Genomic DNA, 24,827 nt, shown 5'->3' with positions numbered 1-24,827 from the left:
ATCGTCCGTTCTTCATTCAAAATCTCCTCAGATATCTTGCCGAGAAAATTCTACTTTTGAACACCACTATTTTTAGGCGGGATTGCCGTTGGTTCGAAAGCCTGGTCGCTGCTGGACATATGTCAGCAACCCACTTGCCCCATCCAAAATGGGGCGGCGATGCGCGGGTCTATCTCTCACCTCTAGATATTGATGATTTCCACAAACGCTTTTTGACGTCGGCGACAATGCAAAGGGAACTCGGGCAACACTACAGAACCCTGCTGACCGAGTTGAAGGCGGGAGGAGTGAAGCCGTTTGCGCCAAATGGAGAGGACTTCGGACCTCTGTATCTCCGCAAAGACGTTGAAGCGTTCTTCAAGTAGCTTTGTCAGAACCGAGAAACCGGGTTTTTCCGTTCGACGATGGCAAACTAACAAAACATCATCATTGCATGTTTGGTCAAACCTCTCCGGTTGAACCTGCAAAAATGCACACAAGTCCAGCCAAGCGCGAGGCTTTCGACAAAAACAAACTTATTGACAGGGATTTGCACGAAGTGGGGCAAAATCTGCATTTATATGCGCCATTGGCAAGTACTTGAAAAAAATGGCGATCCCGGGAGGACTCGAACCCCCAACCCCCTGATTAGAAGTCAGGTGCTCTATCCAGTTGAGCTACGGGACCCTATCGCGCTTGTAGCGGTTCGCAAATCGGTCCGCAATATCTTGCCGCCTGCCGATGGCCGAGTTTCTTCGCTTTTGTCAGGTTCAAACGGCGCGGGTCATGAACATGCTCAGCGGATCGGCAACATAGGGTCCGAACGGCGCGCATTCGGCAAACCCTTCCCGCGCGTATAGCGCCCGCGCCGGGGCAAACATGTCGGCCGTTCCGGTTTCCAGGCTCACGCGCGACAGGCGTTGAGCCCGCGCTTCGTCAATCAATGCTGTCAGAACCGCACGGGCAATCCCGCGCCCCCGGGCCTCGGCCACGGTGTGCATCGATTTCAGCTCACCATGCTGTGCATCCAGCGGTTTCAGCGCCCCGATGCCCAGAACCTGCGCCCTGTCCCGCCAGACCAAAACCGTGGCGCCTGCCTGAAACAGGTCATCGGGCGCCATGACATGGCAGCTTTCGGCGGGGCTGGTGGCCCGCATCAGATCGAAATGGCGTGTCAGAATGTCAACAATCTGAGGGTCAGGACCATCGGCCCGGACAATTCCACCCGTGTCAGACACTGCGGTCAATGGGTCCAGGGGCCCCGGCGATCCGTTGCAAAGTTTTCGCCATAGCCGCGTGCGCGAATGTTCGGCTTACGGGTATGGGGTTCGATCACAACCGCCTCGATGCCGTTGGACTCGGCATATTCCAGCGCGGCTGCCTTGCTGTCGAACCGCAGGCGCACCTGCGTTTGCGTGTCCGAGCTTGAGGTCCAGCCCATCAAAGGGTCAACATCGCGGGCCGATCCCTGGGCATAATCCAGCACCCAGTTCTTGGTCTTGGCGGTCCCGGACTGCATGGCGTTCCGGGCGGGCTGATAAATACGGGCAGGCATAAACGACTCCTGATTGGACGTCGCATTTATCGGCAATTCCGCGTGCCCCGGCAAGGTCCGATTTGCCGCGCCCGGCGCAAGGCGCAAAACGCCCAAATTATGGCCAAAGGGCTGCCACAACGCCAGTTCGCCCGGTGCGTCCGCAAATCCGGCCAAACGTATCAGTCGATGCTCAATCACTACTGGCCAACTGGTCAGGTTTTCGGCTAAGTCGCCACATGCCATTCCCTGATCACGTTTTTCGCCACGCCCCTGCCCTGATGGGCAAAATCACGCCCCCCGACGTGTCAAACGTCCGGTTCGGATTGGACCGCTTCGACGAACTTGATGTTCAGGCCCGGGAAGAGGGCTGGGAACCGGGATGGCGGATGGATCATGACGCCCGCGAAGCCAACCGTCAGACCGTGCTTGAGGGGCGTCTGGACCGTGACCTTTGGGTGTTTGCCTATGGATCACTGATCTGGGATCCGGGCGTTTACATCGACGAATACCGCTATGCCACTCTGCAAGGCTGGCGGCGCAGCTTTTGCATGCGCATTCAGGGCGGTCGCGGCACACGCGATTGCCCCGGCCTGATGGCCGCGCTCGACACTGGCGGGCAGTGTCAGGGCGTCGCGTTCCGCATCCCTGCCCCACTGGTTGACCGCGAAACCACCTTCATGTGGAACCGCGAGATGTTTTCCGGCGGCTATCACCCGATCTTCGCCACCGTCACTACACCTCAGGGGCCCGTTGACGCCCTGACCTTTGTGATCAACCCGTCCGGTCAGGGCTATTTGCCCGACATCACCAAAGACGAAATGGCCCGGATCATCGCCGTTGCCGAAGGCAACCTTGGCCGTAATTTCGACTACCTCGACTCCATGATGCATCACCTTGAGGAGCTTGGCCTTGAAGACCCCGATATGGCGCACCTTCGGGCATTGGCCAAAAGCCGTCAGACCGAGGCCTGAACCAGCGTCCGGCCGGGCTCTATAACCCGACCCGGAACCCCCGTTACTGGATAAGAGGCACCACAGGCCTTCTGTAGAAGCCCTCACAATGTGAAAAACCGCTCGTTGAGTGTATTTGGAAAACCAGTGCATTCCAGCCAACACATCTGCGCGACACTTGCGCATAAGCTTGCACGGTCGATGCCGACGACAAAATCTGACAGCGACCACACAAAAAGGCCACAACGGGCAATCCCAGACCTTTCGCTGCCACTTTGATCAGGTGAAATGCGTCCACTTAGAACAGGAACCCGACCTTCGCCACGATAGCGTCGAATGACTGGACCGCGGACAAAGTGCGTTTCAGAGTGTCATGGACATTTCATGCCATGTCATTCCACCGTGATCGGAGGCTGACGGGCGCAAATAGCGATATCCGAACTTCTCATAGAGCGGCACATGGTGCTCTTTGCACATCAGATGGATTGTCAGCTTGCCCATCCGCCGCATGCGCTCGATAAACTCGTCCATCAGCTTCCGTGACAGCCCTTTGCCTTGGTGTGCGGGATCAACGACGACTGACATGATCACGACATTCGGAGCGTCAGGGTCGTGACCGATAAGTTCCTTGAACGCCTCGTCCGACATCTCGACCTTATCCGCACACCCGCAATTGATGAACCCAACTACCGTCCCGTCTAATTCAAGTACTAGGAAGCCATCGGGATAAACCTCGATCCGTTTCGAGATCTTTTCGTGGGTAGCAGCCTCATCGCCTTCGTAAGCGGAGGTCTCAATTTCGAAGCATCTATCTGCGTCAGCTGGCCGGGCGTTTCGAAACATGTGCATCTGTTACCACTAAGCTTTGATGGCACTCATCCTATAGTAGGTCAGCGAGAAGAAAAACCGCCCTTGCCTCGCGAGGTCAATCTGTTCGTCGAACCAAGCTTTGGTCTCATGTCCACTCATGTGCCCATTTTCCGCTGCATATCGCGACATCAGATGCAACAGCATGAATGCTAGACCATCGGCACGAAGGGTGACGTCGCAAAAGGTGAAGGGTTCGACTTCGACGGCGACAAACCCAGCATCCCGCGCGAAGCGAAGCCAAAGTGCCGCGACCCGCGGTTCAACATAGTGATGATCCCATGCGTCCTGAACGCGGCGCATGCGATCTTCATCCTCGGAGAACCAGTCGAGAGTATTGCATCCAGTATCAACAGCGACGAACCGACCACCTGCCCTCAGAATACGATGCGCTTCGCGAATGGCGGCTGGAATATCAGAGAGATACTCAAGCACCTGAACGGCGACGGCTTTGTCTGCTTCGCCGTCTTGGAGAGGGAGCACATCGGCCAGGCCATCTTTGATCTGAACACAGGGGAACGCTGCGCACCTATTTTCCGCTAAAGCGCGCATGTCTGCGCTGGGATCAATTCCAATGACACGTCCGCTCGCACCGATGGCACGCGCTATCTCTTGCGTAAGAAGCCCGTTGCCGCAACCGATATCGGCGATGACGTCCCCTTCGGATAGATGCAGGGTATCAAAAGCCATTCTCCTTCGACGACTGACATCGCCACCCTGATAGGAAACTTCGAGGAGCTTCGTCGTCGCTTCATCAAACCTCAGCATGCTTCACTTATAGCGCAAAAAGTAGATGCGGAAAATCGAAGCGTTGAGTGGCCCGGTCGTTCACTACTGTTTGGACACAATACCAATGCCAAAACTTCGATTGGCCTTGATAGGCATTTTGCATCTTTGTGAGAACCGGACATTCGTGCGAAACGCAGCATCAATCAGTTTGGGTTCACAGCAGTCATACGCCTCACACAGCATGAGCGTCCGTATCGGTGGCCACGTGGGCAAAGGACCGTCCCTCACCACAGTTTCCAGACCGTCTTCAACACGCTTTGAGCGACCCCATATTTCACGCTACCCGCAGCTCTGTCCTGCGATAGCCTTTCCAACTGGATCGCCGCTCTGGCAAAAGACAACTGACTCCAACTGTCAGCAGATCCCCCTGCCCCCCTTGAACATCGCGCCATTTAGAACAAATTTAGAACAGCCCGCCTGTTAGTGAGTCTCCCCCCATGCCATACGCCCATTCCGACAAATCCGCCCCGATGCTGCACGCCCCCGCGCCCGACGTCAAAACCCGCGACAAGCTGGAAGGCGGCAAGGCGTTCGTGATGCATTCCGAATTCAGCCCCGCCGGCGACCAACCCACCGCCATCGTCGAACTCAGCGACGGCGTGCGCGACGGTGAACGCAATCAGGTGCTTCTGGGCGCGACCGGCACCGGCAAAACCTATACGATGGCCAAGGTCATCGAAGACACCCAGCGCCCCGCGATCATCCTGGCCCCGAACAAGACGCTGGCGGCGCAGCTATACGGCGAATTCAAAGGCTTCTTTCCCGACAACGCCGTCGAATACTTCGTCTCGTTCTACGACTATTACCAGCCCGAGGCCTATGTCGCCCGCTCGGACACCTACATCGAAAAAGAATCCCAGATCAACGAACAGATCGACCGCATGCGCCACTCGGCCACCCGCGCGCTTCTGGAACGTGACGATGTGATCATCGTCGCTTCGGTGTCCTGCATCTACGGCATCGGATCGGTCGAAACCTATGGCGCGATGACGCTGGATCTGAAAACCGGTGACCAGTATGACCAGCGCGCCGTGATCGCAGATCTGGTCGCCCAGCAATACAAACGCAACGATCAGGCGTTCCAGCGCGGCGCCTTCCGGGTGCGCGGCGACAGCCTCGAAGTCTGGCCCGCCCACCTCGAAGACCGCGCCTGGAAGCTGTCATTCTTCGGCGAAGAGCTGGAACAGATCACCGAATTCGATCCCCTGACGGGTGAGCGCACCAACACGATGGACCGCGTCCGGATCTATGCGAACTCGCATTACGTCACGCCAAAACCGACGTTGCAGCAGGCCACCATCAGCATCAAAAAGGAGCTGCGCGAACGGCTCGATCAGCTGGTCGGTGACGGCAAACTGCTCGAAGCCCAGCGCCTCGAACAGCGCACCAATTTCGACCTTGAAATGCTCGAGGCCACCGGCGTCTGCAACGGCATCGAAAACTATTCCCGGTATCTCACGGGCCGCGCCCCCGGCGAACCGCCCCCCACCCTGTTCGAATTCATCCCCGATCACGCCATCGTCTTTGCTGATGAATCCCACGTCAGCGTGCCCCAGATTGGCGGCATGTACAAAGGCGACTATCGCCGCAAATTCACGCTGGCCGAACACGGGTTCCGCCTGCCGTCCTGCATGGACAACCGCCCCCTGAAGTTCGAAGAATGGGACGCGATGCGCCCGCAATCCGTCTTCGTCTCAGCCACCCCTTCAGCGTGGGAACTCGACCAGGCAGGCGGCGTGTTCACAGAACAGGTGATCCGCCCCACCGGCCTGCTTGACCCGCCCGTCGAAATCCGCCCCGTCCAGATGCAGGTCGATGATCTGCTGGACGAGGTCAAGCGCGTCACCGCCGCCGGGATGCGCACGCTGGTCACCACCCTGACCAAACGCATGGCCGAGGATCTGACCGAATACATGCATGAACAGGGCACCAAGGTCCGCTACATGCACTCTGACATCGACACGATCGAACGGATCGAGATCCTACGCGACCTGCGTCTGGGGGCCTTCGATGTGCTGATCGGCATCAACCTGCTGCGCGAAGGGCTCGACATCCCAGAATGCGGGCTGGTCGCCATTCTGGATGCGGATAAAGAGGGCTTTTTGCGCTCTGAAACCTCGCTGGTTCAGACCATCGGGCGCGCCGCCCGGAACGCCGAAGGCCGCGTGATCATGTACGCCGACCGCATCACCGGCTCGATGGAGCGCGCGCTGGCCGAAACCGACCGCCGCCGCGCCAAGCAGATCGCCTATAACGAAGAACACGGGATCACCCCCGAGACGGTCAAGAAGAACGTCGAAGACATTCTGGCCGGCCTCTACAAGGGCGACGTCGACATGAACCGCGTCACCGCGACCTTGGAAAAACCCATGCACGGTGCAAACCTTGAGGCGCATCTGGACGGGCTGCGCAGCGAAATGCGCAAAGCCGCCGAAAACCTTGAGTTCGAAGAAGCCGCCCGCCTGCGCGACGAAGTCAAACGGCTGGAGGCCGTCGACCTCGCCATCGCCGACGACCCCCTCGCCCGCCAATCCGCCGTCGAGGCCGCCTCCGACGCGGCTGTTAAGTCGCGAGGGCGGTCAACGGCGGGGAGACCGGGGCAACGCGGCGGTGTGAAGCGGAGGAAGCGGTAGCAACACGGGTACCGCTATGGTAGCATTAGCCACAAATAATGAGGTCCTCATGAAAACCAATTATGACCGAAGTATCGAATTGCTATGCCCAACTTGCGCAAGTACATTTTTATCTTGTCAGGATGAACTCGAAAATGAGGACAGCATGTACCGTTGCAGCTCTTGCGATGGTGAGTTTTCCTACGAAACAATCAAGGCAAGCAACGAAGATCGCATCGCAGCAAAGGTTGAAGAAATAAAATCGGAAGTTTTTGCCGATATCAAAAAAGACTTCAAGAAAATGTTCAAATAATGGCGATACAGACCTCAGACGTGATAGCGTTGGTTGCACTTTTAGTTTCAGGATTATCATTTTGGCAAGCTCGTTCGGGTCAAAGATCTCAGGAACGTTTGACTGACAGAGAAGTACAGTTGGTTCGCCACCAACTTTCTCAATTCGAGAGGGACGAGCGCGCATCTAAAGAAGCTAATGTTTCCGCAAAACTATTCAAAGTTGACAAAAATGTTTGGAAGTTGCGCGTATTCAATCGAGGTCCTGCGGAAGCACGCAATGTCAACGTGAGCCCAATAACATCAGAAGGAAGTATGTTTCCAGAATCTTCTATATCTCAAAAACTGCCAATGCAGGTGATGGAAAAAGACTCTTCAGTAGACATTAATGCATTTCCACACTTTGGTTCCGCACTGAAAGAAACTATCCAAATTTCTTGGGATGATGCGTCATCAGCGAATAGGACGAAGGACATTGAAGTAACTGTCTAAAACGCCTAAAAACGACAAACAAGAACATACTAAGCCTCCTTATCGGCTAGCCTAGTGCTCTTTCGCGCTGGTTTTCAAAGCATCTGTTCAACGCACCTGTCATCCCCGCGAAAGCGGGGACCTCTAAACCCCTCACGCCACCCTCAAACAGATCCCCGATCACGACGGGGATGACAGCGCCGCTATGGGTGGGGTCAGTGGACGGAACACACAAATCCGCATAGTCTACCCTCATGCGCAAGGCTGTCTTCGCCCTTTCCCTCGCCTATGTCATCCTGTTTGGCTGGGCGTGGTTTGACACCCTCAACGCCTCGATGGACGCGGCGGGGCGTGGGATGGCTTTGGGGTTTCTCACCATCGGCATGGGTGTGACCGCGGTGTGTGTCGTGCCCGCCGTGATCCTCGCCGTCATGGACAAAGCCCCGAAATGGGCGCTCGGACTGGCCCTGACCCCCGCCGCTCTGATGGTATTCGCGACGCTGTCCAGCGTTGTCTGACTGAAGCTGAAAGCGCTCCTCCGGGGCGCCTCGGCAAAAAAGAGACCCCGGATCAGATCCGGGGCCTCGACCCGCATTTGGCTTTGACACAGAACGCCCGTTTTCCGAGGGACTACGGGGTGTACAAAACGGACATTCACTGGGTTTGGGTGTGTACAAAACAGCCAATTGCGGGGTTTTCCTGATTACAGATACACGATCGACAGATCCTCCAACCCCACGTCGCCCAGACCCGACAGGTACAGGCTGTCGCCCGCAGCGGTCTCGATCAAGGTGCCGGTGCCGAACGCAGACGTCGTCAGGTCATCCGCAGAAATTCCTGTAAAAACAAGGGTGTCCGCTGCGATGTCAAACCGACCCACAACGTCCGACCCGTCGCCCGCCGCAAAGTGGATCTGATCCGCATCCGCCCCGGCAAACACAAAATCATCGCCCAGACCGCCGTTCAGGATGTTGTCACCACCCCCACCAATCAACCGATCTGCCCCTTCACCACCTATTAAGGTGTCGTTCCCGGACCCACCTTGAATGCGGTCATTTCCCGCTCCACCGTTCAGCAAATCATCCCCCGCAAAGCCGCGCAGGTCGTCTTTGCCGCCAAGGCCGAGAATGGTATTCGCCGCGCCGTTGCCATAGATCCTGTTGTCCAGATCGTTTCCACTACCATCCATAGCGCTGCCGGAGAGGGTCAGGTTTTCGAAATTGTCAGCCAGAACCCAGGACACAGTCGACTTGACCTCGTCCCTGCCTTCACCAGCCAGTTCAACCGTGATGTCGGTGCTGTCGTAAACGAAATAGACATCATTGCCGCCGCCACCCGCCATATAGTCGGTGCCAAAACCGCCATCCAAATGGTCATTGCCCGCACCGCCGATCAACGTGTCGTCGCCAAAACCAGCGCACAACAGATCGCCGCCGATCCCGCCATCCAGCATGTCATTCCCGCCGCCTCCGGTCAGCTTATCGGTGCCCGCTTCGCCATACAGGCTGTCGTTGCCGTCATTGCCGTCCATTGCGTCCATGCCAGCGCCACCAAAGATGGTGTCGTTGCCACCAAGACCCATAATACGGTCATCACCGCCCAGCGCGGTCAGGGTGTTGCCCAGTTCATTGCCGACCAGCAGGTTGTCCTGATCGTTCGCCGTGCCAACCCGTGCGCCCGAGCCTTCTTCCAGCCACAGATCTTCCAGATCGTCACCCAGCACATAATCGATGGTTGTATAGACCTTGTCGTGGCCCTGATTTGCGGTTTCGGTCACGGAGTCGCCGGTTGTGTCGACGTAATAGATGTCGTCGCCAGTGCCTCCGGTCATGGCGTCATCTCCTTCGCCGCCGTCCAGAACGTCATTGCCGTCGCCGCCATTGATGATGTCGTTACCACCATGGGCGCGGATAAAGTCGTTGCCGGTTCCTCCATAAACGTGATCGATCCCCTCGCCGGCAAAGATTTTGTCATTGCCGCCATAGCCAAGGATGACCTCGCTGTTGCCATCCTTGCCGTCGATCTGGTTTCCGTCGGCATCCTTATAGCCTTGGGTCATGGAATCGTCGCCCTCGGTCCCGTCCACCGGATCGGTGTTCAGGGTGACATAGGCTGTGTCGGTGGTGCCGCTTTCGTTTTCGATCGTATAGGTGAAAATGGTCGATCCGACGTTGCCCGTCGCAGTGATTGCGATGGTGCCATCAGCGTTCACCTTCAGGACTTCGCCAGAATCCAACGTCAGGCTATCGCCGGGCTGAATGCTGTTTCCGTTGATCTTGGTGATCGAAACGACGCCACCGGCCGACATTGTGTCATTGACCAACGGCGCGAATACGGTTTCGCCCAAGGACGTCAGGTTGACCATATCATCCTGTGCGATCAGCTGTGTCTGGACGCTGTCGCCGACGATCAGCAAGTTGCTGTCATAGACCGCATCACCGGCATCGGCGATCCCGAAGCGGACGGTGTTAACCTCGCCCGGTGTGACGTCAGCCTTGATGGTCAACGTGATCGTCAGACCATCCATTTCCGAGTTTACGGCTGAATTTGCATTATCCACGAACAAGTTAGAATTTGTCGTGGTGTTGATGTTGTCGATCGAGATGTCACCGTCACCGATGGCAAGTTCGGTTTTTTCGCCATTGACCCAGATGCCAACCGCGTCGTTGTAGCCCGAGTTCACCCATTCAAGGTACTCTTCGGATGAAAACACCAACTGCATGGTCAGGGTTTCGCCGGTCGGGATGAATTCGGCATCCAAAATCGCGGCGTCATAGGTGCTGACACCGGCAATGCCGTTCAACCCTGCATCGCCATCGACGCCGGCGGTGTCGGTGCTGGTACTTAGCGATTGGTTTGCGACGCCCGAGCTATTGGTAAAATCCTTTGCAAAACCGGTCGACAGAATGACCCCTGTATCCGCTGGAACCGCGTTTGGGGCGGTGGTTTCCCCGTTTGAATAGATGCCCGATGACAGCGCGTCGCCGGTGTAGGTGGCCGAAACCACCGTGACACCTGCACCGAACATGGCATTTGCCATGTCCATCGCGGTCACACTGTTTTGGATATTAAGTTCCGTTGCTTGAACCATTTGCTTTCCGATACTGATTAACGTGATGCCAAGGGCGTTCTTTTTGAGACCGCGCGAGGCCTTACCCCTGCTGTTTGACCTGTGGGGACGTATGTAAATCGGAGGGGTTGGGAATTCGCGCCGTCAAAGGGTTAAGCGCCGTCTCTTTGGTATAGGGCGCTATCCTGTCCGGTAGGAAAACGGCACATATGCCCGAAACCAGCCGTTCTTTGGGCCAAACCACTCCTCTACCTTCGTCCCCGCACCTTAGTCTTCGTGCGCCTTTAAAGGGATTCCCTTGCGGGTCACCTTGCGATCCGCGGGACGCTTGAGGATTGGGCAGGCTGGGGTTCTGGGTCGAAAACGACCGACGATCCATAACCTACTAAAATTGTCAGGTTGACATGCCTGACTGATTCACTCAGTTTATCAGCAGTTAAGCCACCCCGAGTCTTTTGCAGGGGAAGCCGACAACCGAGTATTGTGAGGACTTCCGAGATGCAAAGAACCGGCTTGCCGCCGAAACCCAGCCGCTGTGAACAGGACCTGTCTCGACCGGTTCTTTCCGAAACATTCGAGGTCCTTGAGGCACTTGAAACTTCAGACGGCATGTCCGTCGAATGGGTGTTCGACCGCACCGTTACGACCGAGGCCCGTGTATCATGACCTTCCATTCCACTCCGCCCAAATTGCCCGCAACGGCCCAATTGCCGACCTATTCCGCCCACGATCTGACCGAGGGCGGCGGGCTGGCCCGCATTGTTCTGGGCGACCAGATCTATACCCTGCGCATCACGCGCGCGGGCAAGCTGATCCTGACCAAATGATGCCAGAGCAGCCACAACGCGGCGGGGCGCCTGTCGGGTTCCTGACCGATCTGGATGACATCGAAGCCGCTTCGGTGATCTATCTGCGGCTTTGGTGCGATGGCCCGGACGCACAGGCACAGGTCTGGAATGATTTTGCCACTGAACTGGGCCATGATCAGGGCCGCCAAGTGCTGAAATCCTTTGAACAACTTTGCAGCCTGTGTGCCCGGCATGGGCGCAGGCCACTGATGCGCCATTCGGTCCAGTGTAAATGCATCGGAGCTGACGAGTCCTGTTTTGCCAACTTCATAGCCATGGCAACCGACGGCAACCGCGAGGATGCCATGCTGATCGCGACCCTTCTGGTGCGGGCCGACATTGCCCCGCTGATCGCGTCGCTCGCAGCAGAGTTTGGCATGGGTCTGAAGAAAATGGGCCGCAATGCCCCGCGCAGTATGACGCCCACCCCCGTGCAGCCCATCTTATTGCACTGACGGACGCAGAGACCGGGCCGGTTACTCGGCCCCTATCTCAAGGATTGCTCGCGGTCTCTAGACGAAAACATCAATTGATCCCTGCAATTGAAAGGTGCGGGACCAACAGGGGTGAACCACTGCACAGATGCGCGCTTGCAGTGGTGCAAATCACCAGCCGGGTGTTCAAATCCCCCACGGGCTTGCTATGCTCAGATCATGCCACTTACAGCTTTTGATCACGTCAACATCCGCACCTGCAACCTTGATACCATGATCGCGTGGTATGATGAGGTTCTGGGCCTGCCCTCTGGCCCCCGCGCGAATTTCTCGTTTCCCGGGGCGTGGCTTTATCTGGGCGACCGCGCCGTGGTGCATCTGGTCGGGGTTGGGTCCCGGACCGAGACAGGCGGCAACCTTGCGTTGGAGCATTTCGCGTTTCGCGCAACCGGGTTTTCAGAGCTTTGCGACAGATTGAAAGCGCAGGATATTCCCCATTCTGTCGACCCGGTCCCCGGTTTTCCGATCGTGCAGATCAACCTGCGCGACCCGGATGGCAACCACATCCATATCGATTTCGATGCGGCTGAGGTTCCGGCAGGCACCTGAGGCCCCCCCGTTAAAGCGACGTCGCGACATTTGTGCTATACTTGGGTGGGCCCAACCCCTTTGGGAGAATACCCATGCGACCGATCTGTCTGTTTCTTGCCGCTCTGCTGCCCGTTCTGCCCGCCCCCGCTTTGTCCCAGCAGGTAACCCTGTCTTACAACTGCGATTTTGGCGGCGTCGCGGCGCAACTGGTAATGGCGGTCGAATACCAGCAGGCGTTCAACCCGCTTCACAACTTCCAGGGCCACATCAGCGGGCTGTTTCCTGCTGGCATCACAATCTACACCGCCGGACAGGTCACCAGCCCCACTGCGCAATACAGTTTCCTTGGTGAAAACGACTTTGCCGATTTCACCGACTTAACCACCAACGAACGGTTTCGTGTGCAATGGGTGCTTGATCCGCAACGCAACGGTATCTGGATGAAGGTTAACCCCTTTGGGCAGACAACAACGTATTTCTGCGCCTTTCAGGACGCGCGCTAGGCCAAGTCAGTAGGTTTCCACATGATACCGCCCGTCTTCACGCATGATGTCGCGCAACGCGCCCCATTGTTCACCCAGGCTTTCGGCGATGTTGGTCAGGGTCTTTTCAACCCCCTCCTCCATCCCGCGCAATCCGCAGATATAGATGTGGGTCTTGGGATCCTGCAGCAGCGCGGCGATCACATCCTGCTCGACGACCATTCTGTCCTGCACGTATTCCTTCGGCGCGTCCGGCAGCCGTGAGAACACCATATAGGTGTGCAGCAGCGATTGCGGCACTTTGTTGAGCGGGCCGAAATAGGGCAACGTGTCGGGCGAGCGGGCGCCGAAAAACATCGTCATGCCCCCTGATTTGCTGCCCACCGTGCGCTGGCGGCGCATCGTAAAGGCCCGCATCGGGGCCGACCCCGTGCCGGTGCAAATCATCAGCAGACGGGCATCCGGATCTTCGGGCAACAGGAAGGTCGATCCGAACGGCCCGGTAACATTCACCTTGTCGCCCGTTTTCAGGTCACAGATATAGTTTGACGCCACGCCATGTTCTTCGCGTTTTACCGTCAGAGAGACGTTGCCGAAATTCGGACGCTCCCCGTCGCGCGGACTGGACGCGGAATAGAGCCGTGGCAGATACGCTTTCCCGTCGGCGTCGGTGCCGGGCGGGATGATGCCAAGTGTCTGGCCTTCGATAATTGGAAAGGGCTGGCCATCAAAGGTCAGGATCACATGGCGGATATCGGTTTCGGCCCCATCAGCCGTCAGCCGGTAATTGCCCTGAACCGTCGCTTCGATCGGTTTGCCGATGGTGTACATGTTGATGGTCGGCTTGGCGGCACTCGCAGGTGCTTTGGCCTTGCCGCCTGCGCCCTTGTGCGCATCCGCCAGCAGCGCGGCGATCGCATCATCCATCGCCTCGTAATCGGCATCGTCTGATGATCCGCCTTCCAGCTCTTCCTGCTCGGGCAGTTCCTGCCATTCGAGCTGTTCGTCAACCGAATAGGGTTCGTTGACAATTCGCCACTCATCGATTGAGCCCGTTGGGCAGACCGGGATGCAATCCATGCAGAAGTTGCACTTGCTGGCATCAACCACGACGTTGTTGTCGTCATGTTCAATGGCCTCAAGCGGGCAGGTCATTTCGCAGGTATAGCAGCGGATGCAGATCTCGGGATCGATCAGGTGCTGTTTCAACGGCTTGTTCATGGTGCCATCTTTCCTTGTCTCTTGCGTCGTCAGAGCCCCGAAACGGACCGACATCGTCGCCTATACAACCACCTCTGCCGCTTCGATCCGCGCAAGGCGAGTCACAAAGTCAGTCACGTGGTCCAGTGTTTGATCCGGTTGCTCAAGAAACGGCGCATGGCCGCAGTCGTCAAGGATTGTGATTTCGACCGGCGCATAGCTGCGTGTGTCGACCTCGTCAATCTGGGCCAGCGTGCCGTATTGATCGCCGCGCCCCTGTATCGCCAGAACCGGGATGCGCAGATGATCGATCACGTCGGCGACGTTCCAATCCTTGAACTCTGGGTTCAGCCAGGCGTCGTTCCAGCCGCGAAACGCATTGTCGGGATCGCGGTGATACTTGGCCATCTTGGCGCGCAAATCGGTTGTTTCATAGGCGGTACACGCGCGTTCGATTTCTTCCAACCCCATCGGTTCGGTAAAGAAATGCGGCGCCATCAGGATCAAGGCCCGAACGCGATAGTCGGCAACACTGCCACCATAGATCGCAGCGATTGTTGCCCCGTCTGAATGGCCCATCAGAACACCACTGCGAAACCCAATCGCATCCAGTACCTGCGGCAACACATCCACCGCTTCACGGGTCATGTAATCGACCGGACGCGGCAGGTCCGCAGGATCGGACTGGCCATAGCCCGCGCGCGAATACACAAACACGCCCCACCCGGTTGCCGCTGCCAGCTTGGCAGGGAAATCGCGCCACAGCGCCACGCATCCCAAGCCTTCGTGCAGCAGCACCAGCGTCGGCGCTTGATCCGGGCTAGGGCCATAGCACGCGTATTCCAGCGCCTTGCCACCGGCCTGTAACCTGCCGCTTTCTGTCCAATCCGCCATGATGCTCAGGCCCTCAACTTAAAGCGCTGGATCTTACCCGTCGCCGTTTTGGGAAGGTCATCCACAATCGTAATCCAACGCGGGTACTTCCACATGCCAATCTTGTCTTTCACATAGGTTTTCAGATCATCGGGGTCGTTCAAAGCGCCCTCCCCCTGCAATACGACGAAAGCGGCGGGCTTGATCAAATTCTGATCGTCAGCCTTGGCCACCACGGCAGCCTCAAGCACGGCAGGGTGATCGATCAGGGCCTGTTCCACTTCAAACGGCGACACCCAGATACCCGAGACCTTGAACATGTCATCGGTGCGCCCGCAATAAACCAGTCGCCCGTCTGGCGTGCGTTCGTATTTGTCGCCGGTGCGGGTCCAATGGCCTTCAAAGGTCGATTGTGACTTGTTGCGCTGGTTCCAATATCCTTCAGCCGAGGACGGCCCGCGCACCAAAAGTTCACCGACCGCTTCGGTGCCGACCTCTTCGTCATGCTCATCAACAAGGCGGATTTCGTATCCCGGCACCGGCATGCCTGACGTACCATAGACGATGTCGCCCGGGCGGTTGGACAGGAAGATGTGCAGCATCTCAGTCGATCCGACGCCATCGACAATCTCGGCCCCCCACAGCTTTTCCCAGCGCTCGCCAATGTCACGCGGCAAAGCCTCGCCTGCCGAAGTGCAGATGCGGATGCAATGTTCCGGGTCTTTGCCGGCCTTCTCCTGCTCGGCGACAAGTGCTGCGAACAGGGTCGGCACGCCGCAGAAGATCGTTGGGCGTTCGTCTTTCATGATCGCAAACGTGCTGTCTGGTGTTGGACGGCCACCATAGATCACCGTGGTCGCCCCGACAGCCATCGGAAAAGACAGCGCATTTCCAAGGCCATAGGCAAAGAACATCTTGGCAATCGAATGCACGACATCGTTCTCGCGAATACCCAGCACCTGAGCCCCGAATGTATCTGCCGTTGCCTTCAAACTGCCGTGCACATGGCGGACGCCCTTCGGCGTTCCGGTTGAGCCCGAAGAATACAGCCAGAACGCCATTTCATCCGCATGTGCCTCGACCGTTTTGACCGGGTCTGCACCGGCGACAAAATCCGAAAAGCTTTCGGTTCCGTCCGGCGCAGTCCCAATCACGACCACCGTCCGCAGGAACTTGTTGTCCTGAATCGCCGGTTTCACCGTGTCCCATAACGCTTCAGACACCAACAAGATCGATGCCCGGCTGTCGTTCAGGATCACCTCGTATACATCGGACGACAGCATGGTGTTCAGCGGCACCGGGATCGCGCCCGCTTTCATCGCGCCCCAGAAAATGATCGGAAACTCGATCTCGTCCCGCACGATCATCGCGATGCGTTCTTCGCGGCGCACGCCATGACGGTTCAGCGCCCCGGCAAACCGGCTGGTTTCGTCTGCAAGACCTCCATAGGTCAGACTGCGCCGCGCTCCGTCAGCCTCGCGAAACGCCACTTTGTCAGCGCGGCCTTCGTTCAGATGCCGGTCAACAAAATAGACGGCGGCGTTTTCATTCTGAGACATGTTTTCCTCCCTCGGGTCCGACCGGCGGTAACCGGGACGTGCCTTTGCCCCGGCCTGCTGGATCGGGGCTCCCTCCCCCCACCAGACACGAGTCACATTATGCGCTATAATGCACACGTCAGCGAAGGGCGCAACAATTCAGGTGTGAAATTGCATTTTTTTGCACATCTTGCGTTATCACGCAAAAACGCGCCCGTGTCCCAATCGCCCCTGTTCCTAGAGTATCGATGGCTTATAGTCTGACAGCGCATAGCAAGAGGAGTATGCCGATGCCCGCGTTTTCCGTACTGGATCTGGCCCCTGTTCCCGCTGGTAAAACGGCTGCCGACGCCTTGCGCAACACAGCCGAACTTGCGCAATTGGCCGAGCGTCTGGGGTACACCCGGTACTGGATGGCCGAACACCACAATATGCCCGGCGTTGCGTCTTCGTCCACGTCTGTCCTGATCGGGTATGTCGCGTCGGTGACGTCGCGGATCAGGGTTGGGTCTGGCGGCGTCATGCTGCCCAATCATGCGCCTTTGGTGATCGCAGAGCAATTCGGCACGCTGGCCACGCTGTACCCGGACCGCATCGATTTGGGCCTGGGCCGAGCGCCCGGCACCGACATGATTACCGCCCGCGCATTGCGGCGCGGGATGTCCCAGGGTGACCAATTCCCCGATGATGTGGTTGAGTTGATCGGCTATCTGCAGCCATCCGAAGCCGGCCAACCCGTGCGCGCCATTCCCGGCGAAGGTACCAATGTGCCGGTCTGGATGCTGGGGTCCAGCCTGTATGGCGCGCAATTGGCCGCGCATCTGGGGCTGCCTTATGCGTTCGCCTCGCATTTCGCACCGGATATGCTGGAAGAAGCCATTGAGACCTATCGCAGGTCTTTCCGACCCGGCATCACCGACCGGCCCCATTTCATGATGGCGGTCAATGTCTTTGCTGCCGATGACGCAGACGAAGCGGTTCGGTTACGAACCTCAATGCAGCAGGCGTTTTTGAACCTGCGGACTGGCCGCCCCGGCCCGTTGCCGACGCCTGTCGATGATTTCTCGGCCCTTGCCTCGCCGCAAGAGGCTGCAATGGTGAACCGCGCGCTGCGATGCTCGGCCGTTGGCGACCCGACCGAGGTGAAAAGCAAACTGAGTGAGTTTCTGGATCGCTATGTCCCGGATGAGTTCATCATTACCGGCCAGATCCATGACCATGCGGCCCGATTGCGGTCGTTCGAGATCGCGGCAGAGGTGATGACGTCTCTCAATGGACAAACATCAGATCCCGACTTGCGGTTGCTTGATAGAGCTTGACGGTCAAATCGTCGGAGTCGTTGGTGCAAACCCGTCCAGATCAGCGTCACGGACCTGACGCAGCAATTCAATGAAACCGCGCACCTGATGAATGCAGGTGGCGCGCCCTTTGACTGCGGTGGCAAGATGCGCTTCGCCAACCACGCCCGCCGGATTCAGATCGCTGGACACCCAGCCATACGACACCGATCCAACCGGAGAGATCGCGGTGACCTCCTGCGTTGATGCGAAATCCTGCGCCAGATCCATATCGACAGTCCCAGGCTGGAAATCGAGCATGAGTGAAGTTTCGACATCGCCGCCATGCAAGCCAAACGTTAGCTCGCGCTCAGAATAATGCCCGTCAGGAAATCCAAACGACCCCCACTGGCATTTCACCACGAACATCCCTGCCCGCACCCGCAATTCTCGGGCCACAATGGAATTGATATCCAGATTGCCACCATGGCTGTTCACGATGACCAGCTTGCGCAATCCAGCCCGTGCAACTGCCAAACCAATCTCTCGCCAGGCCGCGATGGCTGTCTCGGCAGAATAAGTCAAAGTGCCCGCTGCATGAACATGTTCATTCGACTTCCCCACCGCCTGAACCGGCAGGATCAGAATATCCAGATCCTGCGGGCAGCTGCGGCGCACTTCGTCCAGCATGCCGTCAGCGATCATCGTGTCGGTGCCAACCGGCAGGTGCGGACCGTGTTGTTCGATGGCCGCAGTTGGCAGAATGGCGATTGTACGCGCGGGATCCATTTGTGAAAACTCACCCGCGCGAAACTGTGCCCAATCCAACCGTCGTGTCATCTGGAGGCATCCTTTCCCGGTTAAAGGATCTTGCCCGGATTCATGATGTTGTCAGGGTCGAACGTCGCCTTGATCATCTTCATATACCGTGTCGCTGGGCCAAGTTCTTTCTGCAGATAGGGCCGCTTGCCCTGCCCGATCCCGTGTTCACCCGTACAGGTGCCATCCATCGAAATCGCCAGATCATTCAGCCAGCCGACAAGATCATCGGCCTTGCCCATCTCATCCGGATTGGATTTGTCGATCAGCAGAAGCGTGTGGAAATTGCCATCGCCAACATGACCGGCCACAGTCGCCATCAGCCCCAGTTCGGTCGCCTTGTCCTGCGTTTTGGTCACGCATTCCGCAAGGCGCGAGATCGGAACACAGACATCTGTTGAAATGCCGGTGGCACCGGGGCGAAGCTGCAGAACCGCCCAATACAGATCGTGCCGCGCCTGCCATAGCTTGTTACGCTCTTCCGTGCTGGTTGTCGCCTGAAACCCCGTACCGCCAAATTCTTCGGCGATGCCGCCAAAGGTTTCAGCCTGCTCGATCACACTGGCTTCGGAGCCGTGGAACTCTAACAGCAGCAAAGGCTCTTCAGGCAGGTCCAGCTTGGAATAAGCATTGCATGCCCCCACGCTGGCCGCATCCAGCAATTCGATGCGCGCAACCGGGATACCAAACTGAATCGTCATCATCGCCGCCTGACAGGCCGCATCGACAGACGGGAACGAACAGCGCGCCGAAGAGATGCCTTCGGGGATGCCCTGCAAGCGCAGAGTGACCTCGGTGATCAGGCCCAGCGTGCCCTCAGAGCCGATCAGCAACCGGGTCAGGTCGTAGCCTGCCGATGACTTTTTGGCCCGCTGTGCTGTGCGGATGATTTCGCCGTCCGGCATCACGGCCTCCAGCGCGATCACGTTGTCTTTCATCGTGCCATAGCGCACCGCGTTGGTGCCGCTGGCCCGGGTCGAGGCCATGCCGCCCAGCGATGCGTTGGCACCGGGATCAATCGGGAAAAACAGACCCTGATCGCGTAGATAGGTGTTCAACTGTTCCCGGGTCACACCCGGCTGCACCACGCAATCCAGATCCTGTGAATTCACGGCAAGGATCTTGTTCATCTGCATCAGGTCGACCGAGACCCCACCGGCGGGCGCGTTTACATGCCCTTCCAGAGACGTTCCTGTGCCAAACGGAATCACCGGCACCTTATGGGCGGCGCAGACACGGATGATCTCGGCAACTTCATCGGTCGAATGTGGGAAGACAACCGCGTCGGGTGGCTGATTTGTGATCCAGGTGGTCGTATGACCATGCTGTTCGCAGATCGCATCACCGGTTTGCAGCCGGTCTCCGAACTGCTGTTTCAGGATGCCGATTGCCGTGTCGATACCGGCTTCATTGCGCGGCAGCGCAGTTGCCTGAACCATAGTTACCCCTCCCAAGCGGATGCAAATCTGTTGTGCCGCAAAGCCCAAGGCAGGGCAAGTTCAGTCGCCCAGAACGATGCCTTCGCGACGCGGGTCTGCTCCGCCGGTCAGCCCGTCGCCAATCTCGATCCCGTGCAAGCCCGAATTCAGGTCGCGGACCTTCACCTTGAACCCCATGGTTTCCAGCGGGCCCTGCATGGCTTCTGCATCGGTTCCTGCCTCAAGATCAAAGGTGCCGAACCGGTTCACGGCATGCGGCATGGCAATCGCCTGCTGGATGTCCATGTCCCAGTCAAGCCATGCGATGATCGTCTTGGCAACATAAGGAATGATCCGGCTGCCACCGGGCGAGCCGATCGCCAAAACCGGTTGCCCATCCTTCATGACAATGGTCGGCGACATCGACGAGCGCGGGCGTTTGCCCGGCTCGATCCGGTTGGCAATCGGCACGCCGTCGCGATGTGACCGGAACGAGAAATCGGTGAGTTCGTTGTTCAGCAGGAAGCCCCGGACCATAAGGCGCGATCCAAAGCCGTTTTCGATCGTCGTGGTCATCGACAGCACGTTGCCATAGCTGTCGACAATCGAGATATGCGAGGTCGATGGCAGTTCCAGCGACTCATCATCGGCGTACAGCAAAGCGTGATCAAACTCGGGCTGGCCCGGCGCCACTTCTGGCAACGCGTGGTCGCCATTTAACAGTTGCGCGCGCTCGGCAAGATAATCGGGGTCGACCAACCCCTTGGTCGGCATGGGCACATAGTCGCTGTCAGCCATGTACCGTCCCCGATCCGCAAAGGCGAGCCGTTCGGCATCGCCGATCCGGCGCCAGGTGTCAGGATCGTCTGCCGCCCCTGCTGGATGCGCATCAAGCATGCCGAGGATCTGCCCAACGGTCAGGGCGCCCGAAGACGGTGGACCCATTCCGCAAACATCATGGTCGCGGAATTCGGCACAAACGGCCGGGCGGTCTTTCACCGCATAAAGCGCCAGGTCGACAGACGACAACACGCCGGGATTCCCGGGGGCCGTCGTGACAGATCGTACGATATCGGCCGCAATCTCCCCAATATAGACGGCCCCTGCCCCTTTCGCGGCGATCTGAGCCAAGGTGTCCGCATAGGCCGGATTGGTCAGGGTCTGACCCGCTGTAATCGGCACACCGCCGGGCATGAAATAATCTGCAGTTGTCCCAAAGAGGGCCAACCGGTCGGCATCGCGTTCAACCAAAGTCGCCAGACGCGGCGAGACTGTGAACCCGTCTTGCGCATGTTGAATGGCTGGCGCGAACAACGCAGGCCAAGGCGAGCGTCCCCAGCGCCGATGCGCCTCTCCCATCAGGGCGGGCGTTCCGGGGGTGCCGACCGAGCGCCCGCCGACGACAGCATCAAAGAACTTCAGCGGCTCGCCATCTTCAGACTGAAACAGCCGGGGAGTGACTGCCAGCGGCGCGGTTTCGCGCCCATCCAATGTGGTCAGTTCGCCGGTCTCGGCATCGTACCAGACCAAAAACGCCCCGCCACCAAGGCCCGAGCTTTGAGGTTCAACAAGCCCCAGAACAGATTGAGCCGCGATCATGGCGTCTGCCGCACTGCCGCCCTGCGCCAACACATCCGCGCCAGCCTCGGCCGCCAGCGGATTGGCCACCGCGATCATCCATGTCCTGGCCGTGACAGGCTGCCCAGACAGCTTTGCCGCCATCGCCGCTTCGGCCCGGTCCGACAAAGCCCAGACCTCTGCGACCGTCGCCGCCTCGGGAGCAACGGCATCCGCCGCGGTCTGAGCAATTGCCGTGGCCCCAAGCAGGCACGCACCAAAGGCCCCGACCAAAACGTTTTTCGCTAGGTGTTTCACTTGCCTCTCCCCTTGCTCGATCAGCGTCAAAGCTAACGTATCAGGGCCATTGGGCAACAGGTTTCAAACCAGGTCGTAAGTCGCCAACCTGTCATATCGCGCACCTTTCGGCCCAAGTGTTGACTGTACCAGCGAAAAACTGGGGCAGCGTTCGGCGGGTAAAATCACGCCACCCTGATCGCGAAGGAAGGCATCCAACCGCCCGACTTCCTGAAACGACAACCGGCCATTGATCCGGGACAACGTGATATGCGGATGAAATCGTTCGCGCCTCAGGCTGATCCCAACCCGTCGAGCTGCAGCTGCGATCTGGCCATGCAGGTCTTTCAACACGTCGCCGGGCGGGACATCGGCAAACAAAAGCCGTGGCTTGTCGCCCCCAAAACACCCAAGGCCCGAAACCCCCAGCGACAGTGGCTGTGTCGGCAGTCTTTCAAGCTCGCCATGCAGGTCTTCCAGAACAGTCTCGGGTTGCTCGTCCAGAAACGCCAGCGTCAGGTGCAGGTTTTCGACCGCAACCTTACGCCCAACCGGGATAAGCATCTGCAAACGTGTGAGCGCCTCCAGCATGGACCCGGGCAGATCGACAGCGACGAAAGCCCGCATCACCTGTCAGAGCATGGCCGGAACGACCTGATCCGGCGGACGGTGTCCGTCTTCGAAGGTCTTGATGTTGATGATCACTTTCTCTCCCATCTCGATCCGGCCCTCGATCGTGGCCGACCCCATATGCGGCAAAAGCACCACGTTCTCCATCTCGCGCAGACGCGGATTGACATCGGTCCCGTGTTCGAAAACGTCCAGCCCCGCCCCTGCAATCTCGCCCGCCCGCAACATCCGCGTCAGAGCGTTTTCGTCGATCACTTCGCCGCGCGAGGTGTTCACGATAACGGCCGAAGGCTTCATCAGCTTTAACCGCCGCGCGTTCATCAGATGAAAGGTACTTGGCGTTGACGGGCAATTGATTGAAATCACGTCCATGCGCGCGACCATCTGGTCAAGACTGTCCCAATACGTCGCCTGAAACTGTTCTTCCGTCTCCGGCCGCAGCCGACGACGGTTGTGGTAATGCACCTGCATCCCGAACGCATTGGCGCGCCGCGCCACGGCCTGACCAATCCGGCCCATGCCAAGGATCCCCAGCCGACGCCCCGAGATTCGCCCGCCCAAAAGCGCGGTCGGGGCCCAGCCTTCCCAGTCGCCCCGCTGCATCAGCGCCAGCCCTTCGGGAATCCGGCGCGTCACCGCCAGAATCAGCGCCATGGTCATATCAGCGGTATCTTCCGTAAGAACCCCTGGCGTATTGGACACCAGAACGCCGCGCTGCCGCGCCGTCGCGACGTCGATATGATCGACGCCCGCGCCATAATTCGCGATCAACCGCAACTGTTCACCGGCCTGCCCCAGCAAACCAGCATCAATGGTATCCGTCACAGTCGGCACCAGAATATCGGCGGTTTTGACCGCTTCGACCAGTTCTGCCCGCGTCATCGGAACGTCATCGACCCGCAATCGCGTATCGAAAAGTTCGCTCAGACGGGTCTCGACCACCTCTGGCAACCGTCGCGTAACAACAACACTCAGTCTGTCTCTTGGCACTTGCGGCCCTCCACAGCTTTTCAAATCGCCCCGTGCCATGGCATCGTGGCGCAGGAACCGGCGGGGCACAAGAACCCCAGCGCAAATGACGCAGCCGTTTTTCGATCGGACGAAGACTTTGGTACGGGCGGGCAGGCAGTGACACGTTCAGGTAAATCAATACGCCAGGGGCTGGCGTTTCTTTGTGGATTGTTGCTGGCCGGCAGTGCGCTGGCCGACGGAAAACGTGGCCCGGTGACGAATTTGCCGCTACCGCGCTATGTTTCGATGAAGACCGGCGAAGGCAATGTGCGCCGTGGCCCGTCCTTGACCCATCGTATCGACTGGGTCTTCAAGCGCCGCGATATGCCGCTGCAGATCACGGCAGAGCACGGCCATTGGCGCCGCGTCGAAGACCGCGACGGCGCTGGCGGCTGGGTTCACTATGCGCTGCTATCTGGTGCGCGCACAGTCCTGATCGAGCAGGACATGACGCAAGTCTATGCCCGACCGGACCCGCAATCGACAGTATCAGCTGCCTTTGAGCTGGGCGTCGTCGCCCGACTCGGAGAATGCGGCGCCGACTGGTGCTGGATTTCGGCCGGAGGCTACCGCGGCTGGGCGCACAAATCCCGCCTCTGGGGCGTTACCCCCGACGAGCTGCGCGACTGACCGACCATCACTTTTCAATGCCTTGATCTGATGGCCGAACACCCCGACCAAAAAGTTGTCTTCAGAGCGTTATTTTTTGTCAAAGGCCTCTTGAACCCCGCGAACAAGCGGCGTAACTAGCCGCTCACCGTTGGGGTGTAGCCAAGTGGTAAGGCAGCAGTTTTTGGTACTGTGTATCGTAGGTTCGAATCCTACCACCCCAGCCAGTTGTCTCTGGATCAGCGAACCAAGCAGCAGGGTCCCCCTGAGGTCTCGGGAATGCCCCAAGTAATGCCCCAGTGTTCGGGACACCCGCGACACCCGAACGGGTACGACGGGAGCGTGCTCTTCGACCCTTGAGATGAGGCATTGCCACCGGCAGTCTACGAAGCGCGACCCCCGCTCAACCCGCTACAGGGCCTCATAGTCGATCCCGTACGCCGCCCGCAGTCGATCGTGTTCCCGGTTATCCCCGCGTTCACCCGGTTCCAGGTGCTGCGGGTTGATGCAGACCGGGTTATGGCAACGGTGGCGAAACTTGACTTTTTGACGCAGTCGTGTATGATAGCGCTACCTGAAAACTCATCAGGCATTCAAGCCTGTTGAATGTCACTGAGAACTGACCCGGTATCGCCCTGAATTGTCACTGAGAATTGACCCATGTGAACACACTTCCC

Annotated in this window: 25 protein-coding genes, 2 tRNA genes and 1 pseudogene; 14 read left to right on the top strand and 14 right to left on the bottom strand. The window is 58.3% G+C overall.

Going from position 1 to position 24,827, the window contains the following annotated elements:
* Positions 1 to 365: pseudogene (locus FOY56_RS23720) on the top strand (hypothetical protein); the annotation flags it as partial.
* Positions 366 to 589: 224 nt separating this feature from the next.
* Here the strand turns inward: FOY56_RS23720 and FOY56_RS22775 are convergent.
* The 3 genes from FOY56_RS22775 to FOY56_RS22765 form a co-directional block, all read right to left on the bottom strand.
* A tRNA-Arg gene (locus FOY56_RS22775) sits at positions 590 to 666 on the bottom strand.
* Between the two features lie 83 nt (positions 667 to 749).
* On the bottom strand, positions 750 to 1,217 hold the full coding sequence (locus FOY56_RS22770) for a GNAT family N-acetyltransferase (protein ID WP_246139575.1): 468 nt from the start codon (positions 1,215 to 1,217) through the stop codon (positions 750 to 752).
* A 5-nt stretch (positions 1,218 to 1,222) separates the two neighbouring features.
* Positions 1,223 to 1,534, bottom strand: a complete 312-nt coding sequence (locus FOY56_RS22765; RefSeq protein WP_146348455.1) for an ETC complex I subunit — start codon at positions 1,532 to 1,534, stop codon at positions 1,223 to 1,225.
* Between the two features lie 218 nt (positions 1,535 to 1,752).
* Between FOY56_RS22765 and FOY56_RS22760 the strand changes: the two genes are divergently transcribed.
* Positions 1,753 to 2,487: a gamma-glutamylcyclotransferase gene (locus FOY56_RS22760; protein ID WP_146348454.1), complete on the top strand. Its 735-nt coding sequence runs from the start codon at positions 1,753 to 1,755 to the stop codon at positions 2,485 to 2,487.
* Positions 2,488 to 2,829: 342 nt separating this feature from the next.
* On the opposite strand, the gene FOY56_RS22755 is transcribed toward FOY56_RS22760, so the two are convergent.
* Positions 2,830 to 3,309 (bottom strand): GNAT family N-acetyltransferase, encoded by a 480-nt coding sequence (locus FOY56_RS22755; RefSeq protein ID WP_246139571.1) that lies wholly within the window; start codon positions 3,307 to 3,309, stop codon positions 2,830 to 2,832.
* A 15-nt stretch (positions 3,310 to 3,324) separates the two neighbouring features.
* Positions 3,325 to 4,101: a methyltransferase domain-containing protein gene (locus tag FOY56_RS22750; protein WP_146348452.1), complete on the bottom strand. Its 777-nt coding sequence runs from the start codon at positions 4,099 to 4,101 to the stop codon at positions 3,325 to 3,327.
* Positions 4,102 to 4,559: 458 nt separating this feature from the next.
* On the opposite strand from FOY56_RS22750, the gene uvrB reads away from it, so the two are divergent.
* From uvrB to FOY56_RS22730, 4 genes are all read left to right on the top strand, one after another.
* The gene (gene uvrB / locus FOY56_RS22745) at positions 4,560 to 6,755 is read left to right on the top strand and encodes an excinuclease ABC subunit UvrB (RefSeq protein ID WP_146348451.1); all 2,196 of its coding nucleotides are present in this window, start codon (positions 4,560 to 4,562) and stop codon (positions 6,753 to 6,755) included.
* Positions 6,756 to 6,804: 49 nt separating this feature from the next.
* Positions 6,805 to 7,047: an ECs_2282 family putative zinc-binding protein gene (locus FOY56_RS22740; RefSeq protein WP_146348450.1), complete on the top strand. Its 243-nt coding sequence runs from the start codon at positions 6,805 to 6,807 to the stop codon at positions 7,045 to 7,047.
* Complete coding sequence (locus tag FOY56_RS22735) at positions 7,047 to 7,517, top strand: hypothetical protein (RefSeq protein WP_146348449.1); 471 nt, start codon at positions 7,047 to 7,049, stop codon at positions 7,515 to 7,517. Before FOY56_RS22740 ends, FOY56_RS22735 begins: the two co-directional genes overlap by 1 nt.
* 233 nt (positions 7,518 to 7,750) lie before the next feature.
* Positions 7,751 to 8,014 (top strand): hypothetical protein, encoded by a 264-nt coding sequence (locus tag FOY56_RS22730; protein WP_146348448.1) that lies wholly within the window; start codon positions 7,751 to 7,753, stop codon positions 8,012 to 8,014.
* Positions 8,015 to 8,199: 185 nt separating this feature from the next.
* On the opposite strand, the gene FOY56_RS22725 is transcribed toward FOY56_RS22730, so the two are convergent.
* Positions 8,200 to 10,587, bottom strand: coding sequence for a choice-of-anchor L domain-containing protein (locus FOY56_RS22725; protein WP_146348447.1), 2,388 nt, complete (start codon positions 10,585 to 10,587; stop codon positions 8,200 to 8,202).
* 477 nt (positions 10,588 to 11,064) lie between these two features.
* Between FOY56_RS22725 and FOY56_RS23715 the strand changes: the two genes are divergently transcribed.
* The 5 genes from FOY56_RS23715 (at position 11,065) to FOY56_RS22705 (ending at position 12,942) form a co-directional block, all read left to right on the top strand.
* Positions 11,065 to 11,232: a hypothetical protein gene (locus FOY56_RS23715; RefSeq protein ID WP_186766449.1), complete on the top strand. Its 168-nt coding sequence runs from the start codon at positions 11,065 to 11,067 to the stop codon at positions 11,230 to 11,232.
* The gene (gene hemP, locus FOY56_RS22720) at positions 11,229 to 11,393 is read left to right on the top strand and encodes a hemin uptake protein HemP (RefSeq protein ID WP_146348446.1); all 165 of its coding nucleotides are present in this window, start codon (positions 11,229 to 11,231) and stop codon (positions 11,391 to 11,393) included. Before FOY56_RS23715 ends, hemP begins: the two co-directional genes overlap by 4 nt.
* A complete protein-coding gene (locus FOY56_RS22715; RefSeq protein ID WP_146348445.1) occupies positions 11,390 to 11,869 on the top strand; it encodes a hypothetical protein in 480 nt (159 codons plus the stop codon). The genes hemP and FOY56_RS22715 overlap by 4 nt, the downstream gene beginning before the upstream one ends.
* A 198-nt stretch (positions 11,870 to 12,067) precedes the next feature.
* Positions 12,068 to 12,457 (top strand): VOC family protein, encoded by a 390-nt coding sequence (locus FOY56_RS22710; protein ID WP_146348444.1) that lies wholly within the window; start codon positions 12,068 to 12,070, stop codon positions 12,455 to 12,457.
* Positions 12,458 to 12,531: 74 nt separating this feature from the next.
* On the top strand, positions 12,532 to 12,942 hold the full coding sequence (locus tag FOY56_RS22705) for a hypothetical protein (RefSeq protein WP_146348443.1): 411 nt from the start codon (positions 12,532 to 12,534) through the stop codon (positions 12,940 to 12,942).
* Between the two features lie 6 nt (positions 12,943 to 12,948).
* Here the strand turns inward: FOY56_RS22705 and boxA are convergent, their stop codons facing one another.
* The 3 genes from boxA to FOY56_RS22690 are packed head-to-tail and all read right to left on the bottom strand — an operon-like array spanning position 12,949 to position 16,553.
* Entirely contained in the window at positions 12,949 to 14,142 is a 1,194-nt protein-coding gene (gene boxA / locus FOY56_RS22700) for a benzoyl-CoA 2,3-epoxidase subunit BoxA (protein ID WP_146348442.1), read from the bottom strand.
* Positions 14,143 to 14,202: 60 nt separating this feature from the next.
* Positions 14,203 to 15,015, bottom strand: coding sequence for an alpha/beta fold hydrolase (locus FOY56_RS22695; protein WP_146348441.1), 813 nt, complete (start codon positions 15,013 to 15,015; stop codon positions 14,203 to 14,205).
* Positions 15,016 to 15,020: 5 nt separating this feature from the next.
* Entirely contained in the window at positions 15,021 to 16,553 is a 1,533-nt protein-coding gene (locus FOY56_RS22690) for a benzoate-CoA ligase family protein (RefSeq protein WP_146348440.1), read from the bottom strand.
* Between the two features lie 269 nt (positions 16,554 to 16,822).
* Here FOY56_RS22690 and FOY56_RS22685 point away from each other — a divergent pair, with 269 nt between their 5' ends.
* Positions 16,823 to 17,851, top strand: a complete 1,029-nt coding sequence (locus FOY56_RS22685) for an LLM class flavin-dependent oxidoreductase (protein ID WP_146348439.1) — start codon at positions 16,823 to 16,825, stop codon at positions 17,849 to 17,851.
* 3 nt (positions 17,852 to 17,854) lie between these two features.
* Here the strand turns inward: FOY56_RS22685 and FOY56_RS22680 are convergent, their stop codons facing one another.
* From FOY56_RS22680 to FOY56_RS22660, 5 genes are all read right to left on the bottom strand, one after another.
* The gene (locus FOY56_RS22680; RefSeq protein WP_146348438.1) at positions 17,855 to 18,649 is read right to left on the bottom strand and encodes a creatininase family protein; all 795 of its coding nucleotides are present in this window, start codon (positions 18,647 to 18,649) and stop codon (positions 17,855 to 17,857) included.
* A 20-nt stretch (positions 18,650 to 18,669) separates the two neighbouring features.
* Entirely contained in the window at positions 18,670 to 20,067 is a 1,398-nt protein-coding gene (locus FOY56_RS22675) for an FAD-binding oxidoreductase (protein WP_146348437.1), read from the bottom strand.
* Between the two features lie 60 nt (positions 20,068 to 20,127).
* Positions 20,128 to 21,921 (bottom strand): gamma-glutamyltransferase, encoded by a 1,794-nt coding sequence (ggt, locus tag FOY56_RS22670; protein WP_425468383.1) that lies wholly within the window; start codon positions 21,919 to 21,921, stop codon positions 20,128 to 20,130.
* A gap of 63 nt (positions 21,922 to 21,984) precedes the next feature.
* A complete protein-coding gene (gene thpR / locus FOY56_RS22665) occupies positions 21,985 to 22,527 on the bottom strand; it encodes an RNA 2',3'-cyclic phosphodiesterase (protein WP_146348436.1) in 543 nt (180 codons plus the stop codon).
* Positions 22,528 to 22,533: 6 nt separating this feature from the next.
* Positions 22,534 to 23,520, bottom strand: a complete 987-nt coding sequence (locus FOY56_RS22660; protein WP_146348435.1) for a 2-hydroxyacid dehydrogenase — start codon at positions 23,518 to 23,520, stop codon at positions 22,534 to 22,536.
* 171 nt (positions 23,521 to 23,691) lie between these two features.
* Here FOY56_RS22660 and FOY56_RS22655 point away from each other — a divergent pair, with 171 nt between their 5' ends.
* Complete coding sequence (locus tag FOY56_RS22655; protein WP_246139572.1) at positions 23,692 to 24,171, top strand: SH3 domain-containing protein; 480 nt, start codon at positions 23,692 to 23,694, stop codon at positions 24,169 to 24,171.
* A 131-nt stretch (positions 24,172 to 24,302) separates the two neighbouring features.
* Positions 24,303 to 24,377 (top strand) — tRNA-Gln (locus tag FOY56_RS22650).
* Positions 24,378 to 24,827: the final 450 nt, after the last annotated feature.

It is taken from the genome of Falsiphaeobacter marinintestinus, assembly GCF_007923355.1.
In the GTDB taxonomy this organism is placed as follows: domain Bacteria; phylum Pseudomonadota; class Alphaproteobacteria; order Rhodobacterales; family Rhodobacteraceae; genus Phaeobacter_A; species Phaeobacter_A marinintestinus.
Note: the sequence above shows the minus strand (reverse complement) of the source record. Positions and strands in the feature narration are given on the sequence as shown.